Source organism: Thermomonas beijingensis, assembly GCF_020034655.1.
In the GTDB taxonomy this organism is placed as follows: Bacteria; Pseudomonadota; Gammaproteobacteria; order Xanthomonadales; family Xanthomonadaceae; genus Thermomonas; species Thermomonas beijingensis.
The window spans coordinates 1,207,041-1,232,873 of sequence record NZ_JAIQDJ010000001.1 but is presented as its reverse complement, the minus strand read 5'-3'; the positions used below and the strand labels follow the sequence as shown (position 1 = coordinate 1,232,873).

The following is a 25,833-nucleotide window of genomic DNA, read 5'->3' as shown; positions in this document are numbered from 1 at the left end:
CGTGACGAACCCGCCAGCAAGCGCATCAACAACGTCTATCTGGCCGGCAGCCTATTGGCCGAAATCACCCGCCCCATCGGCAGCAACGCGCCCACCATCAGCTACTTCCACACCGATGCATTAGGCAGCCCCATCGCCAAAACCAATGCAGCGGGCGCTATCATCGAAACCAGCGAGTACGAACCGTATGGGAGGCTGCTCAACAGAAACAACGATGACCGCGCCGGGTATACCGGGCATGTGATGGATGCAGTAAGCGGCCTCATCAACATGCAACAACGCATGTTTGATCCGCAGATTGGGCGGTTTTTGAGTGTGGATCCGGTGACGGCCTATGACAACGGCGATATGCGGTTTTTCAATCGTTTTGCCTACGCCTTCGATAATCCGTATCGATTTATGGATCCGGATGGGCGGGCGGCAACCAATCAGCAGAAGCCGTGCGGAACTGAATCTTGCCCGGAGCCCAAGCCGGAAGAAAAACCACAGAGGCCGGAGCCTCCAAAGGGGTGTTGGGTAACCCGGGACTGTTATTTCACTAGCGGACAGTGGCGAATAGGACGCTTTAATTGGAATGAGGCAGTTGCACATTGGCGCAGGGGGAGTGGTTCCACTGTGATTGTAGGGGCGAAACAACTTAATTTGAAGGGGGCCACATATCGAAAAAATCCTGATGGCTCCTATCTAATTCATACCCCACTTCGATATGACACTGGGGCGATTTACGGAACTGTTACTGCAGTATCGAATCCGGATGGAAGCATTAGATTTCTCGCTGACACATATAATTTTGACTTTAAGAATCCATTTGGAGTTGCCGCTGAAGGTGAGCGCATGCGGCTATTGTCACGAGATATTTTTAATGGAATAGGAATTCTAATTAATGGCCCTGGAATGGGATATCGAATAGATATAGAAGGGAACGCACCTTTGCCGGGGGGATGGAAATGAAAACTGCAGCCATTGCTGTTTCATTGATGTTTTTGGTGATCCTAGTTTTGGCAAGATATTTTTTTATTTCATCAGATCAAGGGCTTATTGATCGTAATTATGCGTTGCGAGTTGCATCAGATGCCTTAGGTGACAGTCTTTACGGGATAACTTGCAGTCGAGATAAATATGCTTGGCATACCCAAATATTAGAGAATAAATCGAGCTTCGTATTTGGCTTCACGCCAAAGGTGACATCTGATAAGGCTTGTGTTTTCACGAAAGTAATTGTTGATCGCAGAACAGGCGAAATTTGGATTGATACGGCAAAGGGGGCGAAATAAAGGGCGGCGAGTTCAACTCCGTAACGCAACACCAGCGGTGGTAAAGGGGTTCAGGCTGGACTGCCCCGCATTCCACAGACAGGTAGTCAGGATACAGTCCTGACGGTTTGGTAATCCCACTCCGCCTGCATCGGTGTCCGGTAGCCCAGGGCCGAGTGCATGCGGATGCGGTTGTAGAACAGTTCGACATATTCGAACACCGCCGTGCGTGCGGCGTCGCGGGTTTCGAACGGTTTATCGTCCATCAGTTCCAGCTTGAGCGTGGCGAAGAAACTCTCGGCCATGGCGTTGTCGTACGGCAGGCCCGGACGACTCATGCTCAGCCGGATTTTCGCTGCCTCCGCTTTTGCCCGGTACCGCGCCCCGGTGTACTGGCTGCCGCGATCGTGGTGAAGGAGCAGGCCGGGTTTCGGGTGACGTTGCTGTAGCGCCATCTCGAGTGCGCGTTCGGTCAGATCCAGGCGTTGGTGGTCGTCCATCGCCCAGCCGATGACGCGACCAATAACGGGGTCAGGTTCACTTCCTGATCGCCCATGACGCACAAGGCCCGCATTCGCGGGCCTTGTTGTATATGAGGTTGTAGTGGGCTTAACGCGATGCGCGTTTGCGAGCCGGTGCGGTTGCAACGTTGGCTTGCGCCTGCGGCGTATTGAACAGCCGCTTGGCTTGGTGCTGGACGATCAACGAATCAAGCACGCCCTCGGCGATAAGCCGCTCTTCCGGATTGAATTGGCGCAGCGCCTCGAACTTGAGCTTGAGCGTCTCATCGGGCCCGCGTTCGGCGTCCCCAAAGACCAGTTCGTCCAGCGTCACGCTGAGCGTGATGGCGATCTTCTTGAGCGCTTCCAGCGACGGCTGCGAGGCGCCTGTCTCGTAGCGCTTGACCTGTGTGAGGTTCAGTTCCAGCGCGTCGGCGAGGGCCTGCTGGGTCCATCCGCGTTGCTTGCGCAAGCGCACGAGTTGGGCGGCGAAATGCATGGTGAGCCAGGTCGGCTTTGAATCAAAACCCCGAGACGTACAAGGCCCGCAACGCAAGTTGCGGGCCTTGTTGTTTGCGGGGTTGTGGTGCGCGATTACTGATGGCCGGTAATCCCCCTAATTAATGGAGTCAGGTACATTTATCGACAGCAAGCAAGTTGCGGCCTTTGTTGTATGCGATGCTGGTGGCGTGTATCTGTGCGAGAACGGGACGCCGGGCAGTTCAGCATTGCCTGCCCCATAAACGTCCCGAAAGCTGAAACCCTGCCTTCGCTTGCCCGCTTCGCCTCGCAGCGGAGGGCTTTACCCCGAAATCCCAGCCACCGCAAACGACAAAGCCCGGCGTTGCGGCCGGGCTTTGTGGGTCAAGCATTTCTGTCGCGATCAGACCGCCGCAGGGGGCTCGTCCGTGGTCTCGTCCAAACTGGCATCCAGCCGTTCAATGGCCTGCAATTTTTCGTCTTCGGCCATACGCATCAGGGTGACGCCTTGGGTATTGCGGCCTACCTGTGCAATCGCCGATGCCGGGGTGCGTACCAAGGTGCCACCATCGGAAATCAGCAGCACGTCGTGGTGATTGGACAACTGGATTGCCCCCACCAACGGGCCATTGCGCTCGGAGGTCTTGATGGCGAGCACGCCCTGGGTGCCACGGCCCTTCTTCGGGAAGTCGGCAACGACGGTGCGCTTGCCATAGCCACGTTCGCAGGCAGTCAGAATGTCGCCATCGCCGTCCAGCACGATCAAGCTGACCACTTGCTCGCCAGCGGCCAGCTTCATGCCGCGCACGCCGGTGGCGGTACGCCCCATCGGGCGCACGCTGTCGCCGGCAAACCGCACGGCCTTGCCATTGCTGGCAAACAGCATGATGTCGCGACTGCCGTCGGAGAGTTCGGCATTCACCAACGCATCGCCCTCGGCTAGATTGATCGCAATTTTTCCGCGCGCCAGCTTGAAGGCGTATTCGGTCAGCGGGGTTTTCTTGACCGTGCCGTTCCTGGTGGCGAAGAACACGTATTTGCCGTCTGCGTATTCGCGCACTGGCTGCACCGCCTGCACCTTCTCGCCAGCTTCCAGCGGGATCCAGTTGATGATCGGGCGACCACGCGCATTCGGGCCGGCCTCCGGCAACTGGTACACCGGCAGCCAGAACACACGGCCGTGGCTGGTGAAGGTGAGCAAAGTGTCGTGGGTGTTGACCAACCACAACTGGTCGATGAAATCCTCGTCCTTGGTGGCCGCCGCGTTGCGGCCCTTGCCACCACGCTTTTGCGCACGATAGGCCGTGGCTGGTTGGCGCTTGGCATACCCGGCGTGGCTGAGCGTCACCACCACATCTTCCGGTGCGATCAAGTCGAGGATGTCGAGGTCTTCTTCCGATGCGCGAATTTCGCTGCGGCGCGGGTCATTGAACTCGGCCTTGACGTCGCGCAACTCACCGCGGATCACGTCCAGCAGCACATCTGGGTTTTCGAGGATGCGGATCAGGCCGGCAATTTCTTCCAGCAGCTCGCGGTATTCGTCAGTCAGCTTCTCCTGCTCCAGCCCAGTCAGGCGGTGCAGGCGCATTTCCAGAATTTGCTGCGCCTGGATGTCCGTCAGCTGATAGCCGTCCGCCAGCAAACCCACGCCCATCGGCAGGTCCTCCGGGCGCGAGGCTTCGGCACCCGCCGCGCCCAACAATGCACCCACCAAACCCGGCTGCCATACCCGTGCCAACATGCGCTCCTTGGCGATGCCCGGGTTTTCCGAGGTCTTGATCAACTCGATCATCGCGTCGATATTGGCCAGCGCAACGGTCAAGCCTTCGAGGATGTGGGCGCGGCTGCGTGCTTTGCGCAATTCGAAAATCGTGCGGCGGGTGACCACTTCGCGGCGATGGCGCACGAAGGCTTCCAGAATCTGCTTCAAGTTCAACAACTGCGGGCGGCCGTCCACCAATGCCACCATATTGATGCCGAACACCGACTCCATCTGGGTCTGCGAATACAGATTGTTCAGCACCACCTCGGCCGATTCGCCGCGCTTGATTTCAATGAAGATGCGCATGCCGTCCTTGTCGGACTCATCGCGCAACTCACTGATGCCTTCCAGCTTCTTTTCCTTGACCAATTCCGCGATCTTTTCGATCAGCTTGGCCTTGTTCACCTGATACGGGATTTCAGTGACGATGATCGATTCGCGGCCATTGTCCGCCACTTCGATATCGGCTTTGGCACGCATGCGCACGCGGCCCTTGCCGGTGCGATACGCCACATGGATGCCACCCACGCCATTGATGATACCGGCGGTGGGGAAATCCGGGCCGGGGATGTAATCCATCAGGCCGTCGATATCGATCTGCGGATCGTCGATCAGCGCCAGCAGCGCATCGACCACTTCACCCAAATTGTGTGGCGGGATGTTGGTGGCCATGCCCACCGCAATACCGGCCGAACCATTGACCAACAGGTTCGGGAACCGGGTCGGCATGACCGTGGGTTCTTGTTCTTTTTCGTCGTAATTGGGCTGGAAATTGACGGTGTCCTTGTCGATATCGGCCATCAGCTCATGGCTGAGCCGCGCCATCCGCGCCTCGGTGTAGCGCATTGCCGCCGCCGGATCGCCATCCACCGAACCGAAGTTGCCCTGCCCGTCCACCAGCAGGTAGCGCAGCGAGAATGGCTGCGCCATGCGTACCAAGGTGTCATACACCGACTGGTCACCATGCGGGTGGTATTTACCGATCACGTCACCGACGATGCGCGCCGACTTGTAGTACGGTTTGTTGCTGTGTGCGCCGAGTTCGTTCATCGCAAACAGTACGCGCCGATGCACGGGTTTCAGACCATCGCGGACATCGGGAAGTGCGCGCCCCACGATCACGCTCATCGCGTAATCGAGGTAGCTGCGCCGCATCTCGTCTTCCAATTTGACGGGGATGATTTCCTTGGCGAGATCGGCCATCGTGTGTCCGTTGTATAGCGTGATTTCAGGCCCGCACGCAGCCTGCGAAAATCAGTTTCGCAAGCGTGTTTTGCGGGAATTTCAGCAACGGGAAATTATAGCATCCGGGGGCCTTGAAAGCACCCCGATTGCATGAAGGATCAAGCAGTTATCGCACTACCCGAACAGGGCACGCATGCGCTGTGCATCCGGCCGTTCCACCACGCCTTTTTCCGTGACGATGGCATCGATCAAATCGTGCGGCGTCACGTCGAACACCGGATTCCATGCGCGCACGCCTTCGGCCACCACGCGTTTACCGCGGAATGCCAGCAATTCGGCCGGATCACGCTCCTCGATTTCGATCAATTCACCGGAGGCGGTGGCCATGTCCACGGTGGAAGACGGTGCTACCACCATGAATTTCACCCCATGGTGGCGGGCCGCGATAGCCAGTTGGTAGGTGCCGATCTTGTTGGCGGCATCCCCATTGGCGCAGATGCGGTCGGCACCCACGATCACCCATTGCACCTGCCCGGTTTTCATCAAATGCGCGGCGGCGGAGTCGGCAATCAAGGTAGCGTCGATGCCATCTTGTTGCAGCTCCCATACAGTTAGGCGTGCGCCCTGATTCCAGGGCCTGGTTTCGCCTGCGAACACCTGCGCAATTGCACCTTGCGCAACGCCGGCGCGGATCACCCCGAGTGCGGTACCAAAGCCTGCCGTGGCCAGTGAGCCGGTATTGCAGTGGGTCAGCACCCCACTACCCGCCGCAATCAGCGCCGCACCCAATGCGCCCATATGCCGATTTGCCGCCAAGTCTTCGCGTTCGATGGCGTGCGCCTCTTGCTCCAACGCCTCGCACCAGTCCGCGCCCGCATGGGCCAGGACGCCGCGCATGCGCGCCAGTGCCCATGCCAAATTCACCGCCGTAGGACGTGCGGCATTCAGACGCTGCAGGGCAGGTTCCAGCAATGGCAGGGCTGCCAGACCATTCGCGGCGTGCAAGCTGCGTGCGGCCAGTACCACGCCCCATGCCGCGGCAATACCAATCGCCGGGGCACCGCGCACAGTCAAACTATGGATGGCAGCGGCCACCGCATCGCAGGTCGCGCAACGGGCATAGTCCACGGCGAACGGCAGCTTGCGTTGATCCAGTAATTCCAGCACATCGCCGGTCCAGCGGATGGGGCGCACATGGTCGTAACGGTCAAAATCAAAGTCGGATGTCTTCATCCGCGCATTATCCGTCATTGCAAACGCAAACCGGCACCACGCGGGTGCCGGTTGCTGCTGCCAAGGGCATTGACTCAGTAGCTACGAAACTCCGCACGGCAGCCTTGCGCCACCCAAATACCACCTCGACCATAGCCCCAGCTGCGGCCTTCGATACAGGGTGAATTGGACAATTGCCGAATCAGCTGCACACCGGCGCGGGTATTGGCTGCGCATTCGTTGTAGCGCCCGTCATTGGACTCGCAGCGGAAGACGCGGCCGCCGATTCCAGAATCGCCCCAACCACCACCCCAACCACCATTGCCGCGGCTCACGGCAAAGTCTCCACGGCAGCCATTACTCACCCACACACTGCCGTAGTCGGAGCCCCAGCTGCGCCCTTCGATGCAGGCGCTATTGGAAATCTGGCGTACCAATTGCGCGCGTCCGCGTCCGGGTAAAGAACACCGGTTGTAGCGCCCATCGTTGGATTCACAACGCACGCTTTGGCCATAACCACCGCCATAGCCGTCGTTATAACCACCACCATAGCCGCGCACACTGAAATCGGCACGGCAACCGTCATCAACCCAAACCCGACCACGGCCTTGCCCCCAACTGCGTCCTTCGATGCACGCACTCCGTGAAAGTTGACGATCCAAAGTCGCGCGACCATCGCCAATGGGACATTCGCGGTAGCGACCATCATCAGACTCACACCGCACACGGCCACTCCGGTAATCATTGCCACGGTAGCCATCATCACCGTAATACTGGGCAGATGCGGGGGCGGCGGCAGTAGCCGCCAACAGCGTAAAGGCAACGGCAATCAAGTGACGCATGGTGGTGCTCCTGGCTCCCTCGGCCCGGTATGGGCGCGATCCTCGTACGTTGAATTTAGCCATGCCGGATGAATCGCAGGCAAAAACTGCGGGCATGCCCCTTTGTCAGATATTACGCATTCAGCTTGAAAATCAGGCCTTCGCGAACTCGAATGCCAATAGTTCGGCGATGCGCGATGTCCCCAACATTGCCATCAATAATCGGTCTACTCCCACGGCCACACCGGCGCAAGCGGGCAATCCGTGTGCCATCGCGGCCAACAACGCCGTGTCCATTGGAACCCTGGGCAAACCGCGCTGCGCACGCACCGCTGCATCGCGCTCAAAGCGCGCACGCTGCTCGCCAGGATCGCAGAGTTCGTGATAGCCATTGGCCAATTCCAGCGGGCCTAGATACAACTCGAAACGTTCGGCCACCGGCGGATCATCGTTGCGGATGCGTGCCAGCGCCGCCTGCGAGGCCGGCCAGTCATGCACCGCCAGCAGGCTGTCGCGATCGAACGTCGGCTGCAGGCGATGGGTCATCAGCAGGTCCAGCCAGTCGTCACGGGTAAGGCCTGTTGGATCGATGTCCACATCGCCCAATGCATTACGCAACACCTGACTGTCCGCAGTCAGTGGATCCAGCTGCAATGCCTGCCAGTAAAGATCGCGAAAGGTGGTGATGCGAAGTCCGCCATCGCGGCCCACCAGGGCCAATGCAGCGCGCACCAGCGCCACGGTTTCCTCGAGCAAACGCAGGTGATCCCAACCGATGCGGTACCACTCCAGCATGCTGAATTCGGGGTTATGGCGACCACCGGCTTCGCCATCGCGAAATACCCGGCCCAACTCATAGCAATCACCAACGCCAGCTGCCAGTAGCCGCTTGAGCGCGAACTCCGGCGATGTGCGCAACCAACGCGTGCGCGGCGCGCCGTTGGTGCGGCCGGAAAATTCCAGCGAAAACGAGGCGATGTTGGGTTCGGTATTACCGGCCAGTGACAGCACCGGGGTTTCAACTTCCAACACGTTGCGAGTGTGGAAGAACTCACGCACAAGCCGGTTGAAGCGAGCGCGCAGGCGGATCGCATCAAAGCCCGCAGTTGGACACCAATCCAGCGGCACCTCAGCTTGGATTTGCCCCCACGCCCCCGCCTGGGGAGCAGAGGATTGGGGTGAGGGGCTACGGCTTTTCATGCGTGAAATGTTTATTCGTGTTGCGCCAGAAACGCCAGCAGCTTGGCCTCATCCCAGACCTCAATACCAAGCTCCTCGGCCTTGGCCAATTTCGAACCAGCTTCGCTGCCAGCCACCACAAAACCGGTCTTCTTGGACACACTTCCTGCCGTCCTGGCACCCAGTGCCTCGAGCCTTTGTTTCGCCTCATCGCGACCCATCGACGACAGCGTCCCTGTGAGCACAACCGTCTTGCCTTGCAGGGGGCCATCCGCTTGTGCATTGCGTTCCGGCAAACGCATGCGCAATTCCATTTGCGCCTGTGCACTGCGCACCAGCAAGCTGGCATTGGTGTCGTTCTCTAACCATGCAATCAGCGCCTTGGCGGTATCAACCGGCAAACCAGCGATCGCCAGTGTGTGCTCATGGGCATCAAGCAATGCCTGCGCGTCGGTGAACACTGCGCCTAGCTGGGCGGCGCGCATCGGCGTGAGTTTTGGAATATCAAGATCGGTCAGTAGTGTCGCCAAATCCAAGGCCTCAGCCAACGCCGGGTTGGGTGCGTGGCTGTCACCAATACGTACGCCGCGTTCCAGCAGGCGCTCAATGACCTGCTGATTCCCGGGTTGGTCGAAGAAGTGCCCCAACGCACGCGCCACTTCGCCACCGACATCCGGTACGCGTTTGAATAGTGGCCATGGCAGGTGGCGAATCGTCGCAAGATCGCCAAACCATTGTGCTAATGCCTTGGCAGTGCTTTCGCCCACGTGTTCGATGCCAAGTGCGTACAAGAACCTGGACAAAGTGGTATTGCGGCTGCGCGCGATTGCAGCGATCAGATTATCCGCCCACTTGGTCGCAACTTTGCCGGCCTTCACGGACTCTGGCGTTGAGCCATCCCGTGCATCGACGCGACGCTTCATCTCCAGCAAATCATCCAGTGTGAGCCGATACAGATCCGACACATCCTGCAACTGCCCTACTTCGGCAAGTGTTTCGATATAGCGCTCACCAAGGCCATCGATATCCATCGCACGCCGCGAAGCAAAATGAAACACCGCTTGCACCCGTTGCGCAGGGCAACTGAGTTCCCCCGAGCAACGCCACACCGCCGCACCTTCTTCGCGCACCACTTCAGATCCGCAAACGGGGCAGTTGGTTGGCATGACCCATGCCTGCGTGTGCGGCGGGCGTTGCTTCAACACGACCTGCACCACTTCCGGGATCACATCGCCCGCACGCCGCACGATCACGGTGTCGCCGTTGCGCACATCCAGCCGCGCCACATGGTCGGCATTGTGCAAGGTGGCACGGCTGACAGTCACGCCACCCACTTGCACCGGACGCATCAGCGCCCACGGTGTGACTGCTCCGGTGCGGCCAACATTGACCTCGATCGACTCGAGCACAGTCGTCTGTTCTTGTGCCGGGAACTTATGTGCAATCGCCCAACGCGGCGCGCGGGCAACAAACCCCATTTCACGCTGGCCGGCATAGTCATCCAGCTTGTACACCACACCATCAATATCAAATGCCAAGTCATCCCGCGCTGCTCCGATGCGCTGGTAATAGCCCAGCAATCCCTCTGCGCCCTGCACCACCGTGGCCAAATCGCTGACTGGAAACCCCCAGTCACGCAGCCGTGCCAATGTGGCCGAATGCGTGTCTGGCAAATTGCCACCTTCCACCTGCCCGATGCCATACGCAAAGAAACTCAGTGGCCGCTGCGCACTGATCTTGGCATCAAGTTGGCGCAGTGAACCCGCGGCACCGTTGCGCGGATTGGCAAGCACTTTTCCTCCATGCATGCGGGCGTGCTGGTTCCAACGCTCGAAATCGGCGCGCGCCATATACACTTCGCCACGCACTTCCAGTACCGCGGGCCAACCTGCTCCCTGCAATGTGTGCGGAATATCTGCAATGGTGCGCAGATTGGCGCTGACATCCTCGCCGGTGGTGCCATCGCCACGCGTTGCGCCCTGCACGAACACGCCATTCTGGTAACGCAGGCTGATGGCCAATCCATCCAGTTTGGGTTCAGCGGAAAACACCAGCGTGTCGCGCTCCAGCCGCTCGCCAATACGGCGCACGAAGTCGTTTACCTCTGCGTCGCTAAAGGCATTTCCCAATGACAGCATCGGTATCGCATGCGCAACGGGGGCAAATCGGCCCGAAGGTGTAGCGCCTACTCTGCGTGTTGGCGATGTGGCATCGGCAAGTTCCGGGTGCGCGCGCTCCAAGGCTTCCAGCTCATTCACCAACGCGTCGTATTGCGCATCGGTAAGCTCCGGCGCATCCAGCTCGTGATAAAGCCGGTTGGCACCCTCGATACGCTGCCGCAACTCGGCAGCACGGCTGGCGGGCGTGTTCACCAACGTGCCGGTTTGCTCACCGGCTGCACGGCGTTCTGCCGATCATAGGCGCGCAATTCTTCGCGAATATGTTGAATGCGCTGACGCCCCAATGCGTTGCGTTCTTCGTCCAGCACCACTCCACCCAGCAAGCTGGCCATGCGCTGTGCGGCCGGCTCCATGGTTTCCCACGCATCCAACGCGGAAATGGGCGCAGGCAGGGTCAGGAAGAATGCAATCGCGGGGGTTTCCAGGTGCTCGATATCAGCCATGTCGAAGCTGCCAGGCTTGACGATATTGGCCACACTGAATACCGGCCCGGCATCCGGACGACCATCCACCAGCCGGTGATACACGTTCATGTAGCCAAACACCAAGCCAGCCTTTTCAGCAGCGACCACGATGTCTGGCCCGCGTAGCTTGTTGTCCACCGTAGCCGCCACATACAAGGCGATGATGCGGTCGAATTGGTCGATATACCGTTTGCCCAATGCTTGCTGCGATGTATCTGTTTGCAACGGCAGTTGCTCTTGTTGCACCGTGGTGTCATCCCATTGCGCACCCCCGTCGGTGTCACTTGCGAATGGCTCAACGCGTTGGCCAACGGCATGGTCGGATGCGCGCGGCAGGCGACGCCCTTGACCTTGATTACGGCTACGACTGAAAAAAATGATGGCCCCTAGCAGCACTGAAACAGCCACCGCAATTCCCACCCGAAGCAAAATCAAATCCGACATCCAGCAATCTCCTTATGCGGCACCAGCCATACGCGCAGCCTCGGCCAAATCCACCGACACCAAGCGACTTACGCCGGGTTCACGCATGGTCACGCCAGACAGCTGGCGCGCGGCTTCCATGGTGACTTTGTTATGCGTGACAAACAGGAACTGTACCGCCTCGCTCATCTCGCTGACCATCGCGGTGAAGCGGCCGACATTGGCTTCATCCAAGGGCGCGTCCACTTCGTCGAGCAAGCAGAACGGCGCCGGATTCAAGCGAAAGATCGCAAACACCAGCGCCACTGCGGTCATCGCTTTTTCACCACCGGAGAGCAGCGAAATATTCGACACGCGCTTACCTGGCGGGCGCGCCAGAATGGTGACCCCGGTATCCAGCAAATCATCGCCGGTCAGTTCCAGATAGGCATGGCCGCCGCCAAACAGGCGCGGATAGAGTTCTTGCACGCCCGCATTGACGCGATCAAACGTGTCCTTGAAGCGGCCACGGGTTTCGCGGTCAATCTTGCGAATGGCTTCCTCCAGGGTTTCCAGCGCCGTATTGAGGTCGGCATCCTGCGCGTCCAGGTAGTCCTTGCGCTGCGCCGCTTCGGCATGTTCGGCAATCGCGGCCAAGTTGACCGGCTCCAAACGCCGCAACTTGCCATCCAATTCGGCAACGGCGCGTTCCCATTCGCTGCGGTCGGCGGCATCGGTCAGCGTGTTCAATACCTCTTCGACGATGAAGCCGGCCTCGACCACGGCAGCCGCGTATTGCTCGGCCTTCAGCGCCAGGGCTTGTTGCTCCAATTTGCGCTGACCAATCGCCTCGCGCTGCTGCAAGGCTTGCGCATCGCGCTGTTGGCGCAGTTGTTCAAACTGGCGCAGTTCAGCATCCACACCTTCCAACTGCGAGCGCGCCTGCGCCAATTCACGGTCCACCCGCACGCGTTCTTCCAGCGCCACTTGGCGCTGCGCCTCCAGCGCCTGCACTGGCGCATCGCCTTCGGCCAACTGCGCGGCCAAGTCACCCAAGCGGGTATCCAACTGCCCGCGCTGGCCACCCATGCGTTCCAGTGCTTGCGCCAAGGCCACTGCCTGCACGCGCTGCGACTCCAGGCTCAACGCCAAGGCATGCGCGGCATCACGTGCCTCGCGGGCGGCGTTGCGCGCCTGCTCGCGCTTGTCGGTGAGGTAGCGCCGTTCGTTCTCCAGCGTTTGCCGGGCCGACTCCAGATTCCCCATTCGGCCCAACGCATCTTCAATCCGGATGCGCGCTTGTGCGGCGTGATCCTTGTTGGCATCCAAACTCTCGCCCAACTGTGCAAGTTCGGCATCAATCCGGGCAATGCGGTTGCGCGCGTTTTCCAGCCGTCCCTGCTGGCTTTGCAATTGGCCGGCCACTTCCGACACCCCGCGATGTGCTTGATACAACTGGCGTTGCACGTCTTCGCGCTGCTGCTCTGCAGCCAGCAAACCATCCCGCAGGTGGCTGAGCGTGGCTTCCAGATCGCGTTCACGGTGTTGATGGTGTTCGATATCGCTGCGCAATTGCTGGATGTCTTTTTCACGCAACAGCGCGCCTTGCTTGGCTGCCCCCGAACGCGCAATCCGCACCCAGCCCTCACCCAGGCGTTCGCCATTGCGGGTAATGACCGACTCGCCCTCGCCCAGGCTGGCCTGCAAGCTGCGTGCATCCGCCAGTGTCTCGGCCGCATGCAGCCGCGCCAGCAACCGCCGGATCGCACGCGGACCTTGCACTTTGGCGGCCAGCGAAGTAGCTGCATAGTGGGTGTCGTCGGCTACACCCGAGACCAGCGCCAAGCGGCCTTCGCCCAGTTCGCCCAACGCGTCCACCAACTGTTCGGGTGCCTCCACGATGACCGCTTCGATCAATTGCCCCAGGGCGGCTTCAACGGCATTTTCCCAACCCGATTCCACTACCACACGCTCGCCTACCCGCACCGCGCTGTCCAAGCCTTGCGCCTTGAGCCATTGCGATGCGGCCCCCTGCTCCTGGCCCAGCGCCGCATGCTGCAAGGTTTCCAGCGAGGCCAATCGACCGCGCGCGGCCTGCGCTTGCTTGCGCAACTCGGCCAATTCGGTTTGTGCGCTGCGCTGCTGTTCTTGCAGTTCAGCGCTGGCGTGCTTGCGCAGCTCCACTTGTTCGGTCAGCGCCTCTAGGGACTCCTTGCGCGTTTCGTGTTCCCGTTCGAGTTGCGCGAAGGCATCGCTCAAGCTCAGCAAATCCAGCCCGGTACGCTCTTCATGCAATTGGCTGCGGCGGCGGTCGGCATCGAAAATCTGCCGGTCCAATTGTTCGATGCGGGTACGCTCCACCTCGCCCGCACGCGAGGCCTCGGACTGCTCGCGCGTATGGGTTTCCCAGCGCGTTTGCCAATCGGCCAGCCGTCCCTCCACCTCGTGCAAAGCATCCTGCCGCAGCAGGTCTGCTTCTTGCAGCAGTTCCAATTGCGGCTCGGCTTCGGCCAAGGCCTCGCGCAGCACATCGAGCTTGTGCGCGTCGCCGCTGATGTGCTGGCCCAATTCGGCCAACGCCGACTGCGCCTCGTCACGCGCCCGTTGCAAGCGTACCGAGAGCTCCTGCTGATGGGCGATTTGCTGTTCTACCCGTGCCAGTGTGCTGCCGACTTGATAAACCCCGGCTTGTGCCGCGTTCAATGCCTGGCTGGCGGTTTCGCGGCGCTCGCGCCCGGTTTCCAGTTCACGTTCGGCCTCGCGCTGTTCGGCAATCACTTGCTCCAGCTGGGTTTCCTCACGCAGCAGTTTTTCCCGCAACCCTTGCAGGCGCGTGTCCAGCGCACGAAATTCCAGCGCCTTCCACTGCGCATCCTTGATGCTGCGCTCGGCTTGAATGGCTTGGTATTGCTCGGCCTGTTTGGCCTGCCGCGCCAAGTGCTGCAATTGCTTGCCCACTTCCTCGCGCAAGTCGTTCAAGCGGTCCAGATTTTCACGGGTGTGGCGAATCCGGGTTTCGGTTTCCTTGCGGCGCTCCTTGTATTTGGAAATACCGGCGGCTTCTTCCAGATAGACGCGCAGCTCTTCGGGCTTGGCGTCGATCACCTGCGAAATCATGCCTTGCTCGATGATCGAGTAGCTGCGCGGGCCCAGCCCGGTGCCCAAGAACAAATCGGTGATGTCGCGGCGGCGGCATTTGCCGCCATTCAAGTAGTACCCGCTTTGACCATCGCGGCTGACCGTGCGCTTGACCGAAATTTCATTGAACGCAGCGTACTCGCCAGTAATCGTGTGGTCGCTGTTGTCGAAAATCAGCTCCACGCTGGCCTGCGAGACCGGCTTGCGCGCCGAGCTGCCGGAGAAAATCACGTCGGTCAGTGAATCACCCCGCAAGCGGCTGGCCGCGCTTTCGCCCATCACCCAACGGATGGCGTCGATGATGTTCGACTTGCCACAGCCATTGGGCCCCACGATGCCGGTCATATTGGTCGGCAGGTGCACGGTAGTGGGGTCAACGAAGGACTTGAAGCCGGACAACTTGATGGTGGAAAGGCGCATGCGCGTCGGTAAACCTTGGCGACGCTAGTGCATCGCATTATTGTTAAGTCAATTTTGAATTCCAAGTTATTGTTTTTCTTGGAATAAAAGGCACTCAAAATCAATGCCGGCGGATGAGTATAGCGGGCCTTAGCTCGTCCCGCCGACCTCGTCCGGGGCGGTGGCAGTGATCGACAGGGCGTGGATATCGGTCTGCATCATCGCACCCAAGGCCGCATACACCAGCCGGTGCCGGGCCAAGGGCAGCTTGCCGACGAATGCGGCGCTTTCAATCGCGATACTGAAATGGCCCAGCCCAAGCCGGCTGCCAGCGTGCCCGGCGTGCTTGTGGCTGTCATCGCGGATCGCCAGGCGCGTGGGCGCCAAGTGCTGCGTCAGCAGCGCTCGCATCTGCGCCATGCGTTCCGGGTTCAGGCGCGGGATATCGGCTTCGGTCCAGCCCATAGTCATGGCAAGACCTTGCGGAACGGGCGCACATCCACCCGCTGGTACACGCCGGTGGCGCAATACGGGTCGGCGTCGGCCCACGCACGGGCGGCCTCCAGCGAAGCAAATTCAGCAATCACGATGCTGCCGGAAAAGCCCGCCGGGCCCGGGTCTTCGGCATCCATGGCTGGGCACGGGCCCGCCAGCAACAAGCGGCCTTGGTCGCGCAGCGCATGCAAGCGCGCCAAATGTTCGGCCCGCGCCGCCATCCGTTTGGCCAGCACCTCCGGCCCATCCCATCCTTCAATCGCATACCACATGGCCGCGCCTCCATGAATCAATGCCCGCATTGTAAGGGGCTGCAGTGGACAGCCGCGCCGGCAACCCTTAATCTTGCCAGTCAGTGCCCGGCCCGATCCTGCGGCCGGTGCGGCCATCCGACGTGTTCGCGTCGCCCCGCACCCGCCGATCCGGCCACCCCCGCCACCTGTTTCGATGTCGCCCTGTTCCGGCGCATGCGTATCGGCATGGCGAACCCGTATCCATAAGACAACGTACCCCGGCCGACTGGCCCTTGCGACAGGTGTGGCCCGGAGGGGGCCGCCAACCGATGACATCCGAAACCCGCATCGCTCCACCGGCCGATGCCGCCACCCACAATCCAAACCCGCGTCCCCAGCAGCAGGAAATGCCGCTGGCGATGGTGCTTGGGCAGCCGGTGGTGGAAGTGCCGAAGGATTTGTATATCCCGCCGGATGCGTTGGAAGTCATTCTGGATGCCTTCGAAGGCCCGCTGGACCTGCTGCTGTATCTGATTCGCCGGCAGAATCTGGACATCCTGGATATTCCCGTGGCGGAGATCACCCGCCAATACGTGGACTACATCCAGTCGATGCAGGAAATGCGCTTCGAGCTGGCCGCCGAATATCTGGTGATGGCCGCGATTCTGGCCGAAATCAAATCGCGCATGCTGCTGCCGCGCCCACCCAGCGACGAAGGCCAGGAAGATGATCCGCGCGCCGACCTGGTGCGCCGCCTGCAGGAATACGAACGCTACAAGCAGGCTGCGGAAGACATCGACAGCCTCCCGCGCCTGGATCGCGACACCAGTGTGGCCAGCGCCTTCGTGCCCGAACACGCCAGCGTGCGCCTGCCGCCGCCGGTGGAATTGCGCGAAATGTTGCTGGCCCTGCACGATGTGCTCAAGCGTGCCGAATTGTTCACCCAGCACGCGATCAAACGCGATGCCCTGAGCGTGCGGCAACGCATGGGCGAGTTGCTGGAACGCCTCAACGATGGTGTGTTCCACCGCTTCGAATCCCTGTTCAACGCAGAGGAAGGCAAGTTGGGCGTGGTGGTCACCTTCCTCGGCCTGCTCACGCTGGCCAAGGAACAGTTGGTGGATATCGTGCAGGAATCACCCATGGCACCGATCTATGTGAAGTCGCTGGCTGGCGATGCCAACACTCCGGCACTGTCCGAGCTGTCCAGCGAGTTCGATGACGACACCGAGCCAAGCGCATGACCGAGATCGACCAACCCCTGATCACCCGCATCATCGAAGCGGCCCTGCTGGCCAGCCACCAACCGTTGTCGTTGGTCCAGCTCAAAGGCTTGTTCCCGCTCGACGAACCGATTCCCGACAACGCTGTTGACATCGCCCTGCTAGCCCTGCAAGAGGCCTGCGCCGACCGCGGTGTGGCCTTGGTCGAAGTGGCCAGTGGCTGGCGCTACCAGATCAAGGCCGATGTGCACCCGTGGGTGGCCCGGCTATGGAGCGAGCGGCAGACCAAATACACCCGCGCCACGCTGGAAACCTTGGCGCTGATTGCCTACCGGCAGCCCATCACGCGTGGCGAAATCGAGCAAATCCGCGGGGTGACGGTCAACAGCAACATCATCAAGGCATTGGAAGAGCGCGACTGGATCCGTGTCGTCGGCCACCGCGACGTACCCGGCAAGCCCGAGCTGCTGGCCACCACCAAGACGTTCCTCGACTACTTCGGCCTCAAGCGTCTGGACGAATTGCCGCCGCTGTCGGAACTGCGCGACATCGGCGAACTGGAGCCGCAATTGCCGTTTGAACCGGCAGTCCCCGCAAGCATCGCCGAACCGGCAGCAGAACCCGCCACGGATGCGGAAGATTCAAACATCGAAGCGGAATTGATTGCCGACGCCGCTTCAGACACACCCTCGGATAACCCCGATTCAACCCCAACACGAGACGACGCGAACCCCGCATCGTCGGAGCACACCCATGAGCAATGACAAGACCCCCCGCCGCCCGCTGAGCCTGAAAGCCAAGGCCGCCGCCACCGAGGCCCCTCGCATCGAAGAACGTCTGCATAAAGTGTTGGCGCAAGCCGGGCTGGGTTCGCGCCGCGCACTGGAACAGCGGATCGCCGATGGCCTGGTCAAGGTCAATGGCGAAACTGCGCAAACCGGCATGAGCATTACCGGCGGCGACAAGATCGACATCGATGGCAAGACCTTCGTCGCCAGCGCGCTGACCGACCCGTCGCGTGTGCTGATGTACAACAAGCCGGAAGGCGAAGTGACCACCCGCGAAGATCCCGAAGGCCGCCCCACCATTTTTGACGCCCTGCCCGCGCTGAAAGGTGCACGCTGGGTCGCGATCGGCCGTTTGGATATCAACACCTCGGGCCTGCTGCTGCTGACCACCGATGGCGAGTTGGCCAACGCGATGATGCACCCGAGCCATGAAGTCGAACGCGAATATGTATGCCGCGTGCGGGCGCCGGAAGGCGAAGATGTGGTCAGCGACAAAATCGTCGATCGCCTTGCCCGTGGCGTGGCACTGGACGATGGCCCGGCCAAATTCGACGAAATCGAACGCATCGGCGGTACTGATTCACACGACTGGTTCCGCGTGCTGCTGAAAGAAGGCCGCAACCGCGAAGTACGCCGACTGTGGGAGTCGCAAGGCTGCCAGGTCAGCCGCTTGAAGCGCATTCGTTATGGCAGCGCACGCCTGCCGCAACCGCTGCTGCGTGGGCATTCGCAAGAACTGCCGCAGGCCGAGGTGGATGCACTGCGCAAGGCGGTGGGACTGGAGGACGGCGCGCCGTCCGCACTCACCCTGATGCCGGTGCTGGGCCAGCGCAAAGCCAGCAAAACGGTAGTCACCGGCAACGCCCGTGGCCACGGCTACGTGGGCGGCCATAACACCGCTGACGAAGGCCGCGAGCTGCGCCGTTTCGACCAATTCCGCGAAGACCGTGGTCGTCGCGGCGGCAAGCGCCCCAGCGGCGGGCTGACCGTCAGCGGCGAAATGGCCGCCAAGCAAGCCGACAAGCGCATGAAGATCAAAGGCCCGCACCAGCCCGGCCAACGCATGAAGCCCGGCGAGCAACGCGGTGAAGGCAACCCCGCCGCCATGCGTACCTGGTATGTGCCCGATGGCGTGGATACCGGCCCCTCCGGCCACCGCAACCCCGACGGCCCGCGTGGCCCGCGCAAGCCGTATGGCAACAAGCCCGCCGGAGGCCCGCGCCCATATGGTGCGGCCAGCGACAGCCGAGGCCCGCGCCGCGAAGGCGGCTTCAATGCCGACGCCCCGCGCAGCCCCAAGCCGTATGGCAGCTTCAATGCCGACAGCCGTGGCCCGCGCCGTGAAGGTGGCTTCAACGCCGACGCCCCGCGCAGCCCCAAGCCGTATGGCGGGTTTGCTGGCGATGCCCGCCCGCAGCGCCAAGCCAAACCGTATGGCCACCCCGGCAATGCCCCCAGCTTCCCTTCCGACCACGCCAACCCCGGCGGCTTCAACCCCTATGCAGACCGCCCACGCGGCCCGCGTCCGGGTGGCCCGCGCCCCGGTGGTTCACGCCCATCCGGCAATGGCCCCAACAACGCCGGCCCACGTGGCCCGCGACCCGCTGGCCCCAGGCCCGGCGGCAACCGCGGCGGCCCGCGTGGTGGGAATCGGTAATCCACCGTGATGCAGATGCTGATCGCGGCCTTGCTCCTCGCCGACCCGCAATCGGTGAGTGCCAGCGCGCCGCTGGACTACTCTGATGCCAAGCCACTGGCGACGCGTGATGAAGCCAGCGTGACAGGTACGGCACATACTGCAATGCTGGCGGCGCAGCAGACGCTGTTGGATGCGGGCGTGGTGGAATGCTCGCTGGGCAAGCCACAAAAGGACTTCAGCGCCTTCACCGTGGTGATGCGTTTGGATGCCGATGGCCGGGTGCAGCAGACGTGGCGGCAAGGCAGCTCACCACTGGCGATCTGCTTGCAGCGCTATGTTCGCGACAAACACGTATTCGTGCCACCAAAGACACCGTTTTATACGGCGCTGGAGATCAGCTTCACCAAATAAACATCACTTATGGAACAATCAGTCATATTTTGAAAGATTGATTGCAAATATCAGACAATACATGCTATCGGCCAAGGCAACCGGCATCACGCCGGCCCGCATTGGAGCAACGCCATGAAGAAAGTTCTCGAAGTCGCCGGTGCCCCCGGCCGGCATTGGGTGGGTAATGGGTTTCCGGTACATGGCATGTTTGGCTACAGTGGCCCGGGCGTGGCCGAGCGCAGCCCGTTCCTGCTGCTGGACTATGCCGCCCCTACCCAATTCGAGCCCACCCGCGAGCGCCGCGGCGTAGGCCAGCACCCGCATCGTGGATTTGAAACCGTCACCATTGTGTATGCCGGCGAGGTGGAGCACCGCGACTCCACCGGCAACGGCGGCATCATCGGCAAGGGCGATGTGCAGTGGATGACCGCTGCCGGCGGAATCTTGCACGAGGAATTCCATTCACCGGCCTATGCCGCCAAGGGTGGGCCGTTTGAAATGGTGCAGCTGTGGGTCAACCTGCCAGCCAAAGACAAGCTGGCCCAGGCCGGCTATCAGGGCATCGTGGACGCACAGATCCCGGCGGTAGCGCTGCCCGCGGAGGCTGGAACGCTGCGCGTGATTGCGGGTGATTACGCCGGCCATCCGGGCCCGGCGCGCACCTTCAGTCCGATGAACGTGTGGGACATCCGCATGACTGCCGGCAAGCGCGTTGAACTGCCGCAACCGGAAGGCTGGAGCACGCTGATCGTGGTGCTGGATGGCACCGTGCAGATCAATGGCGAGGCGGTATTGCGCGCCGCGCAACTGGCCACCTTGTCCACCGCTGGTTCAGGGGTGATGGTCGAAGCCAACAGCAATGCCAAGCTGTTATTGCTGGCCGGTGAGCCCATCGACGAGCCAGTGGTCGGCCACGGGCCGTTTGTGATGAACAGCCAGCAAGAAATCATCCAGGCCATTGCCGATTTCAATAGCGGCAAGTTTGGCCAGATTCGCTAGCAGTCAGTACCACGTTCAATAACAAGGAGCCGCACATGAGCACCCCACCCACTGTCCGCGCCAGCATCGGCACCACACCATACCTCGTCACCCTGGAAGACGAGCTTGGCCATCGTTGGCAAGCCGACGAACCTCTGGATGAGGGCGGCGCCAATACCGGGCCCTCACCCAAGCACCTGCTGCTGTCGGCACTGGGCAGTTGCACCGCAGTCACCTTGATGATGTACGCCAGTCGCAAGCAATGGCCACTGACCGGCGTGCAGGTAGAACTGGCGCTTGATGCCGACGGCTTACCCGCCACTGGCACTGATATCAGCCGCAAGATCACACTCAATGGCGAGCTGGATACCGTACAACGCGAACGGCTGTTGCAAATCGCCAACGCCTGTCCGATCCATAAAATACTGACCGGCGAAATACGCATCGCCAGTCAGCTTGTTTGAAGCAGGGCCTCACACAGAGGCGGTCATTCAGGCTAATGTCGCCAACGCCGCCGCGTAGTCTGGTTCCTGGGTGATTTCGGGGACCAGCTGGGTGTACAGCACAGTGTCCTGTGCATCCAGCACCACCACAGCGCGGGCTGCCAGGCCAGCCAGTGGCCCATCTTGCATGGAAACCCCATACGTATCGAGAAATTCACGACCGCGCATCATCGACAGCATGGTCACATTACTGATGCCTTCGGCACCACAAAAACGCGCTTGTGCGAACGGCAGGTCAGCGGAAATGCACAGTACCGCCGTGTTGCTCAAATTCGCGGCATCCTGATTGAAATGGCGCACCGACATTGCACACACACCGGTATCGACGCTCGGGAAAATATTGAGCACTTTGCGCTTGCCGGAAAAATCGGCAAGCGATTTGTTACTCAGGTCGGCAGCGACCAACGTGAATGCAGGCGCTTGGCTGCCGATGGCTGGAAGTTGGCCAGCCAGGTTGACTGGGTTGCCGTGCAAGCTGACGATGGACATGACGTACTCCTGTTGAATGAGGGGGGGCGCCAGTTTAAGCGCTGCAAGATGACGATCATGTCACCAGTGCACGCCACGCAGGGGTTGCAAATTTTTCCAGCACCAATTGCTGCGCACGCTCCAGCTCGTCTGCACGCACCGTATCCGGCTGCAGCCCATGCAGATCGCGGAAGGTGTCGATCATGCGTGCGATGACTTGCTCACGTGGCAAACCGGTTTGGCTGCGCAATGGGTCCACCCGCTTGTTGGCGCTTTGGGTGGCTTTGTCCGACAATTTTTCACGGCCAATGCGCAACACGTCCAGCATTTTGTCGGCGTCGATATCATAGGCCATGGTCACGTGGTGCAGCACCGCTTTACCGCGCCGCATTTGCGCAGCGCCGGCGATTTTTCCGGACTTGGAGGTGATGTCATTCAGGGGTTGGTACCACGCATCAATCCCCAATGAATGCAGCGCCGTCAGTACCCAGCGATCCATGAACGCATACGACTGCTCGAAGGACATGCCTTGCACCAAGGTTTCAGGTGCCGATAACGAATAGGTAATGGTATTGCCGGGCTCAATGAACATTGCGCCACCACCGGTAATTCGACGCACGACATCAATGCCATGGCGGGCGGCAGCGGCCTCATCCACCTCGTTGCATAACGACTGGAAGCGCCCTATGACCACTGCAGGCGCGGCCCACTCCCACACCCGCAGCGTGGGTGCGCGTTGGCCAGCCGCCACCGCATCGGTGATGACCTCGTCCAGCGCCATATGCAAGGCAGCTGCGCGTGGTTCTTCGTGGATTAGTTGCCACTCAAAATCGTTCCAATTGCTCACCTTAACCCTCCATCGCCATGCCGCTGCCTGCACGACCCGCCTGATCTTCCTGATCCATTGCACGGCGCACCACCACGGCAATCGCATCGGCATTAATGCCGTACATCCGCACGTCGTCCGGCAGCCTACGGGCAACCACTGCTGCCAGCTCAGCCATGCTCGCCGTTAGCGACTGGCCATTGAGCGCCATATTGATGGCGGTCAATGCGGTGTCAGGTTCAAGAAAAAAATCACCGCTGATGGCAACGTCCCGCAACTGACCCTGGTCGATGGCAAGATCCACCACCACCAACTTGCCCCCGGGCACCTTGTATTCGGCATGTTTGCGCATCCCGGCATTCTAGGCCGATACGTCGACAATCAGCCGTATCGGCATGACAACCGACAACAAAGAAAACCCCCACCAGCAGCGCTGGCGGGGGTAAGGGGAGTTACGCCTTGGGAGTTACGCTTTGCGCATCACACGTTGCCGCGTGATCAGAACTTGTAGCTGGCACCCAGCAGCAGGGTGCGGCCCCACTTGATGTATTCCAGCGGACGGTCCTTGCTGCCGGCGTAGGTGCGGTAGGCTTCGTCGCCCAGGTTGCTGGCCTGCAGCAGCAGGCTCAGGCCCTTGAACGCACTGCTGTCGCTGAAGGTATAGCTGACTTGCGCGTCGGTGATGTTCTCACCGACGACGTAGCGCAGGGTGCGGTTGCCATCGAAGTTGCCGATCTCGCCGATGAAGTCCGAGCGGCGGCGATTGTTGATGCGGAACTCGAAGCCGTCACGTTCGTAATACGCGGTGAAGTTGTAGACGCGCTTGGACAGGCCAGGCAACGCGATCGGACCATTGCCCACGCTGTTGGCGCTATCCGGGTCGAGGATCTTGATGCTGCTGTCGTTGAAGCTGGCGCTGGCCACCACGCCGAAACCCTGCCAGGCATTGCCGAACACCAGGTCCAGCGGCAGCGATGCGGTCAGCTCGATGCCTTGCAGCTTGCCGCCCTTGCCATTGAACGGCGCCGACATGGTGCCCGTGGTCTGCACCGGCACGGTCATGCCAGCCGGCGGCACCCAGCCCTGCAACAAGGCAGTGAAGTCATAGCCATCGCGATTCTGCGTGTAGATGTAGCTGGTCAGCTGCTTGTAGAAGTAGGCAGCGGAAATGTAGGCCTTGCTGCCGAAATACTTCTCCCACGAGATGTCGAACGCATTGGCCCGCCAGGGGTCCAGCAGCGGGTTGCCGCCGCCGGCGCCCGGCTTGCCAGTGGTGGTGTCAACCCCGAAATCGACCGACGCGCGCAGCTGGTCCACGCGCGCACGCGCGACCTGGCGCGCCAGCGCAACGCGCAGGGTCTGGTCATCGGCCAGCGAGAACGCCAGGTTCAGGCTGGGCAGCACGTCGGTATAGGTCTTGCCGTTTGAATACGGGCGGATTTCATGCCCGGCCGGCTGCGAGTTGTCCCACACGCGCGAGTCGGACGACTGGTCGGTATGCTGGATCTGCACGCCGATATTGCCGCGTACCGGCACCGAGCCCCACACGGTATCGATGTTGGCCTGCACGAAGCCCGTGCTGATCTTCTCGTTCACCGTCCACGCCTTGGGAATCAGCCACGGCTGGTTGTCGACCGGGTTGAAGGTCATGTACTTGGCCACCGCGCCGGGTACGTTCCACGACGGAATCATGCCGATGCCCGCAAAGCCAAGATCGACCAGGCCGTATTGCAGATCCGATGAAATCGTGGTGTCGCCCTGGGCGCCGACGTTGATATTGCCTTCCGGCTGCCATTTCTGCTTGCTGCGATCGGAATAGTTCACCCCAACGCGGAGCGCCGAGAATGCGTTCCCCAGCGCAGCGGGAACCGGGAAATCGGCATCCAGACGGAAGCTCTTCAGCTCGTCATCCACCTTCGGCACCTTGCCGTAGCCGGAGCCGTAGATCGTGTTGCGCAGGAACAGCTTGGACGCGTCCGAATAATCGCGCGTCGGCACCATCTGCGAGAAGCCGCTTTGGGAAATCGACAGGTTGAGCGAATCCAGCGCGGGCGGCGGCGCGATCTGCGCGTTGTTCTCCAGGTTCAACTCATCGCGCTTGGCGCGCGACCAGCTGGCATCGGCGGTGAGCTTGATGCCGTTCGCAAAGAAGAACTCGTTGCGCCAGCCGGCCGCCTCGATGGTGTCCTTGCGGTGGTTGTACATGCCGCGCACCAGCGGGTAGACGTTCTGCACGGTGCCACCCGTGAAGGTGTTGTTGCCGTTCACCGTGGCGCCGCCGATGTTCAGGCCGGGATCGTAGCCACCGTTCCAGCCACTCAGGTTGACCTCGAACTGGTTGGCCGTGTTCTCCTGCTTCGCCTGCGAATGGAACACGTCGAGCGTGCTGATCCACGCATCGCTCGCGCGCACTTCCAACGTGCCCATCACGCCGTCGCGCTTGGTGTAACCCGTGCGGCGCAGCGCCTTGATGCCATTCGAGTAATAGGTGCCGGCGGGCACACCGGGGCGCCATCCCGCCTCCTTCATCAGCTCCCACGGCTCGTACAGGCCCACCTGGTTTTCCTGGATCGGCGTGTCGGAATGCGAATAGCCGATCGAATAGCCGATCGTGCGATCCGCTGACTGGCCAATGTAGCTGGCGTTGAAACGATTGCCGGTACCGCCTTCGTTGGCCGCCGACCCCAGCGAGTTGCGCTGCCAGCGGCCGCTGAGCGCGACCACCGGCTTGTCGTAGTCGAGCGGGCGCACGGTGCGCATGTCCATGGTGCCAGACAGGCCCTGCCCCACCAGCGCGGCGTCGGGCGTCTTGTACACGGTGACGCCGGCCATCAGCTCGGACGGATACTGGTCGAACTCGACGCTGCGGTTGTCGCCGGTGCTGACCAGTTCGCGGCCATTGAGCAGCGTGGTGGCGAAGTCGGGCGACAGGCCGCGCACGCTAAGCACCTGCGCACGACCAGCGACGCGCTGCGCCGCCACGCCCGGCAAGCGTGCGATGGACTCGGCGATGGAGACGTCGGGCAGCTTGCCGATGTCTTCGGCGGAGATCGCCTCGACGATCGACGTCGATTGCTTCTTGATGTCGATGGCGCGTTCGATACCACCGCGGATACCGGTGACAACGACCGCATCAAGGTTCTTGGCGTCATCCGCCTTCTTTTTTGCTTTGGCTGCCGCACCCGGCGTGGCGGCAGCTTGTGCAGCCTCCTGTGCTTGCACTTGCAAGGCCAGCATCATGGTTGCGGTGGCGAGCGCCACGCTCAACAGGTTTCTCTTTAACTGCGCCATCTTCCCCTCCGGAAATGGTAA

Annotated in this window: 22 protein-coding genes and 1 pseudogene; 8 read left to right on the top strand and 15 right to left on the bottom strand. The window is 61.1% G+C overall.

Annotation, left to right across the window (positions count from 1 at the left end; translation table 11 throughout):
- Together K7B09_RS05775 and K7B09_RS05770 are read left to right on the top strand one after the other, a co-directional pair.
- On the top strand, nt 1–951 hold a 951-nt coding region (locus K7B09_RS05775), incomplete at its 5' end, for an RHS repeat domain-containing protein (RefSeq protein WP_223627660.1).
- Nucleotides 948–1,274, top strand: a complete 327-nt coding sequence (locus tag K7B09_RS05770) for a hypothetical protein (RefSeq protein ID WP_223627658.1) — start codon at nt 948–950, stop codon at nt 1,272–1,274. The genes K7B09_RS05775 and K7B09_RS05770, both read left to right, overlap by 4 nt.
- An 86-nt stretch (nt 1,275–1,360) precedes the next feature.
- On the opposite strand, the gene K7B09_RS05765 is transcribed toward K7B09_RS05770, so the two are convergent.
- The 11 genes from K7B09_RS05765 to K7B09_RS05715 form a co-directional block, all read right to left on the bottom strand.
- Nucleotides 1,361–1,816, bottom strand: a complete 456-nt coding sequence (locus K7B09_RS05765; RefSeq protein WP_223627655.1) for an integrase core domain-containing protein — start codon at nt 1,814–1,816, stop codon at nt 1,361–1,363.
- Nucleotides 1,817–1,862: 46 nt separating this feature from the next.
- Entirely contained in the window at nt 1,863–2,252 is a 390-nt protein-coding gene (locus K7B09_RS05760; RefSeq protein ID WP_223627653.1) for a helix-turn-helix domain-containing protein, read from the bottom strand.
- Nucleotides 2,253–2,636: 384 nt separating this feature from the next.
- Entirely contained in the window at nt 2,637–5,198 is a 2,562-nt protein-coding gene (gene gyrA, locus K7B09_RS05755; RefSeq protein ID WP_223627651.1) for a DNA gyrase subunit A, read from the bottom strand.
- Between the two features lie 156 nt (nt 5,199–5,354).
- The gene (gene mtnA, locus K7B09_RS05750; protein WP_425507835.1) at nt 5,355–6,413 is read right to left on the bottom strand and encodes an S-methyl-5-thioribose-1-phosphate isomerase; all 1,059 of its coding nucleotides are present in this window, start codon (nt 6,411–6,413) and stop codon (nt 5,355–5,357) included.
- Nucleotides 6,414–6,487: 74 nt separating this feature from the next.
- Nucleotides 6,488–7,234, bottom strand: a complete 747-nt coding sequence (locus tag K7B09_RS05745) for a DUF3011 domain-containing protein (RefSeq protein ID WP_223627647.1) — start codon at nt 7,232–7,234, stop codon at nt 6,488–6,490.
- Between the two features lie 132 nt (nt 7,235–7,366).
- Nucleotides 7,367–8,413 carry an EF-P lysine aminoacylase EpmA gene (gene epmA, locus K7B09_RS05740; protein WP_223627645.1) on the bottom strand — a complete coding sequence of 349 codons (1,047 nt, stop codon included), beginning with the start codon at nt 8,411–8,413 and terminating at the stop codon, nt 7,367–7,369.
- Nucleotides 8,414–8,424: 11 nt separating this feature from the next.
- Entirely contained in the window at nt 8,425–10,767 is a 2,343-nt protein-coding gene (ligA, locus tag K7B09_RS05735) for an NAD-dependent DNA ligase LigA (RefSeq protein WP_223627643.1), read from the bottom strand.
- Nucleotides 10,761–11,480: a cell division protein ZipA gene (zipA, locus tag K7B09_RS05730; RefSeq protein WP_223627641.1), complete on the bottom strand. Its 720-nt coding sequence runs from the start codon at nt 11,478–11,480 to the stop codon at nt 10,761–10,763. Before zipA ends, ligA begins: the two co-directional genes overlap by 7 nt.
- Nucleotides 11,481–11,492: 12 nt before the next feature.
- Complete coding sequence (gene smc, locus K7B09_RS05725; RefSeq protein WP_223627639.1) at nt 11,493–14,996, bottom strand: chromosome segregation protein SMC; 3,504 nt, start codon at nt 14,994–14,996, stop codon at nt 11,493–11,495.
- 129 nt (nt 14,997–15,125) lie between these two features.
- A complete protein-coding gene (locus K7B09_RS05720; protein ID WP_374348601.1) occupies nt 15,126–15,395 on the bottom strand; it encodes a BolA family protein in 270 nt (89 codons plus the stop codon).
- Nucleotides 15,396–15,442: 47 nt separating this feature from the next.
- On the bottom strand, nt 15,443–15,742 hold the full coding sequence (locus tag K7B09_RS05715; RefSeq protein ID WP_223627636.1) for a YciI family protein: 300 nt from the start codon (nt 15,740–15,742) through the stop codon (nt 15,443–15,445).
- 290 nt (nt 15,743–16,032) lie between these two features.
- On the opposite strand from K7B09_RS05715, the gene K7B09_RS05710 reads away from it, so the two are divergent.
- The 6 genes and pseudogenes from K7B09_RS05710 (at nt 16,033) to K7B09_RS05685 (ending at nt 21,188) form a co-directional block, all read left to right on the top strand.
- Nucleotides 16,033–16,947: a segregation and condensation protein A gene (locus K7B09_RS05710; RefSeq protein ID WP_223627634.1), complete on the top strand. Its 915-nt coding sequence runs from the start codon at nt 16,033–16,035 to the stop codon at nt 16,945–16,947.
- 5 nt (nt 16,948–16,952) lie between these two features.
- Nucleotides 16,953–17,633, top strand: a pseudogene (gene scpB, locus K7B09_RS05705) (SMC-Scp complex subunit ScpB); the annotation flags it as partial.
- A 46-nt stretch (nt 17,634–17,679) separates the two neighbouring features.
- Nucleotides 17,680–19,371, top strand: coding sequence for a pseudouridine synthase (locus tag K7B09_RS05700; protein ID WP_223627632.1), 1,692 nt, complete (start codon nt 17,680–17,682; stop codon nt 19,369–19,371).
- Between the two features lie 9 nt (nt 19,372–19,380).
- Nucleotides 19,381–19,764 carry a hypothetical protein gene (locus K7B09_RS05695; protein WP_223627630.1) on the top strand — a complete coding sequence of 128 codons (384 nt, stop codon included), beginning with the start codon at nt 19,381–19,383 and terminating at the stop codon, nt 19,762–19,764.
- Between the two features lie 114 nt (nt 19,765–19,878).
- Nucleotides 19,879–20,745: a pirin family protein gene (locus K7B09_RS05690; RefSeq protein WP_223627628.1), complete on the top strand. Its 867-nt coding sequence runs from the start codon at nt 19,879–19,881 to the stop codon at nt 20,743–20,745.
- A 35-nt stretch (nt 20,746–20,780) separates the two neighbouring features.
- Entirely contained in the window at nt 20,781–21,188 is a 408-nt protein-coding gene (locus K7B09_RS05685) for an OsmC family protein (RefSeq protein ID WP_223627626.1), read from the top strand.
- Nucleotides 21,189–21,215: 27 nt separating this feature from the next.
- Here K7B09_RS05685 and tpx read toward each other — a convergent pair whose 3' ends face one another.
- The 4 genes from tpx to K7B09_RS05665 form a co-directional block, all read right to left on the bottom strand.
- Nucleotides 21,216–21,716 carry a thiol peroxidase gene (gene tpx, locus K7B09_RS05680; protein ID WP_223627624.1) on the bottom strand — a complete coding sequence of 167 codons (501 nt, stop codon included), beginning with the start codon at nt 21,714–21,716 and terminating at the stop codon, nt 21,216–21,218.
- Between the two features lie 55 nt (nt 21,717–21,771).
- The gene (locus tag K7B09_RS05675; protein WP_223627622.1) at nt 21,772–22,542 is read right to left on the bottom strand and encodes a lipoate--protein ligase family protein; all 771 of its coding nucleotides are present in this window, start codon (nt 22,540–22,542) and stop codon (nt 21,772–21,774) included.
- Between the two features lies 1 nt (nt 22,543).
- Nucleotides 22,544–22,873 (bottom strand): lipoate-protein ligase small subunit, encoded by a 330-nt coding sequence (gene lplB / locus K7B09_RS05670; RefSeq protein ID WP_223627620.1) that lies wholly within the window; start codon nt 22,871–22,873, stop codon nt 22,544–22,546.
- A gap of 146 nt (nt 22,874–23,019) precedes the next feature.
- Nucleotides 23,020–25,812, bottom strand: coding sequence for a TonB-dependent receptor (locus K7B09_RS05665; RefSeq protein WP_223627618.1), 2,793 nt, complete (start codon nt 25,810–25,812; stop codon nt 23,020–23,022).
- Nucleotides 25,813–25,833 lie beyond the last annotated feature (21 nt).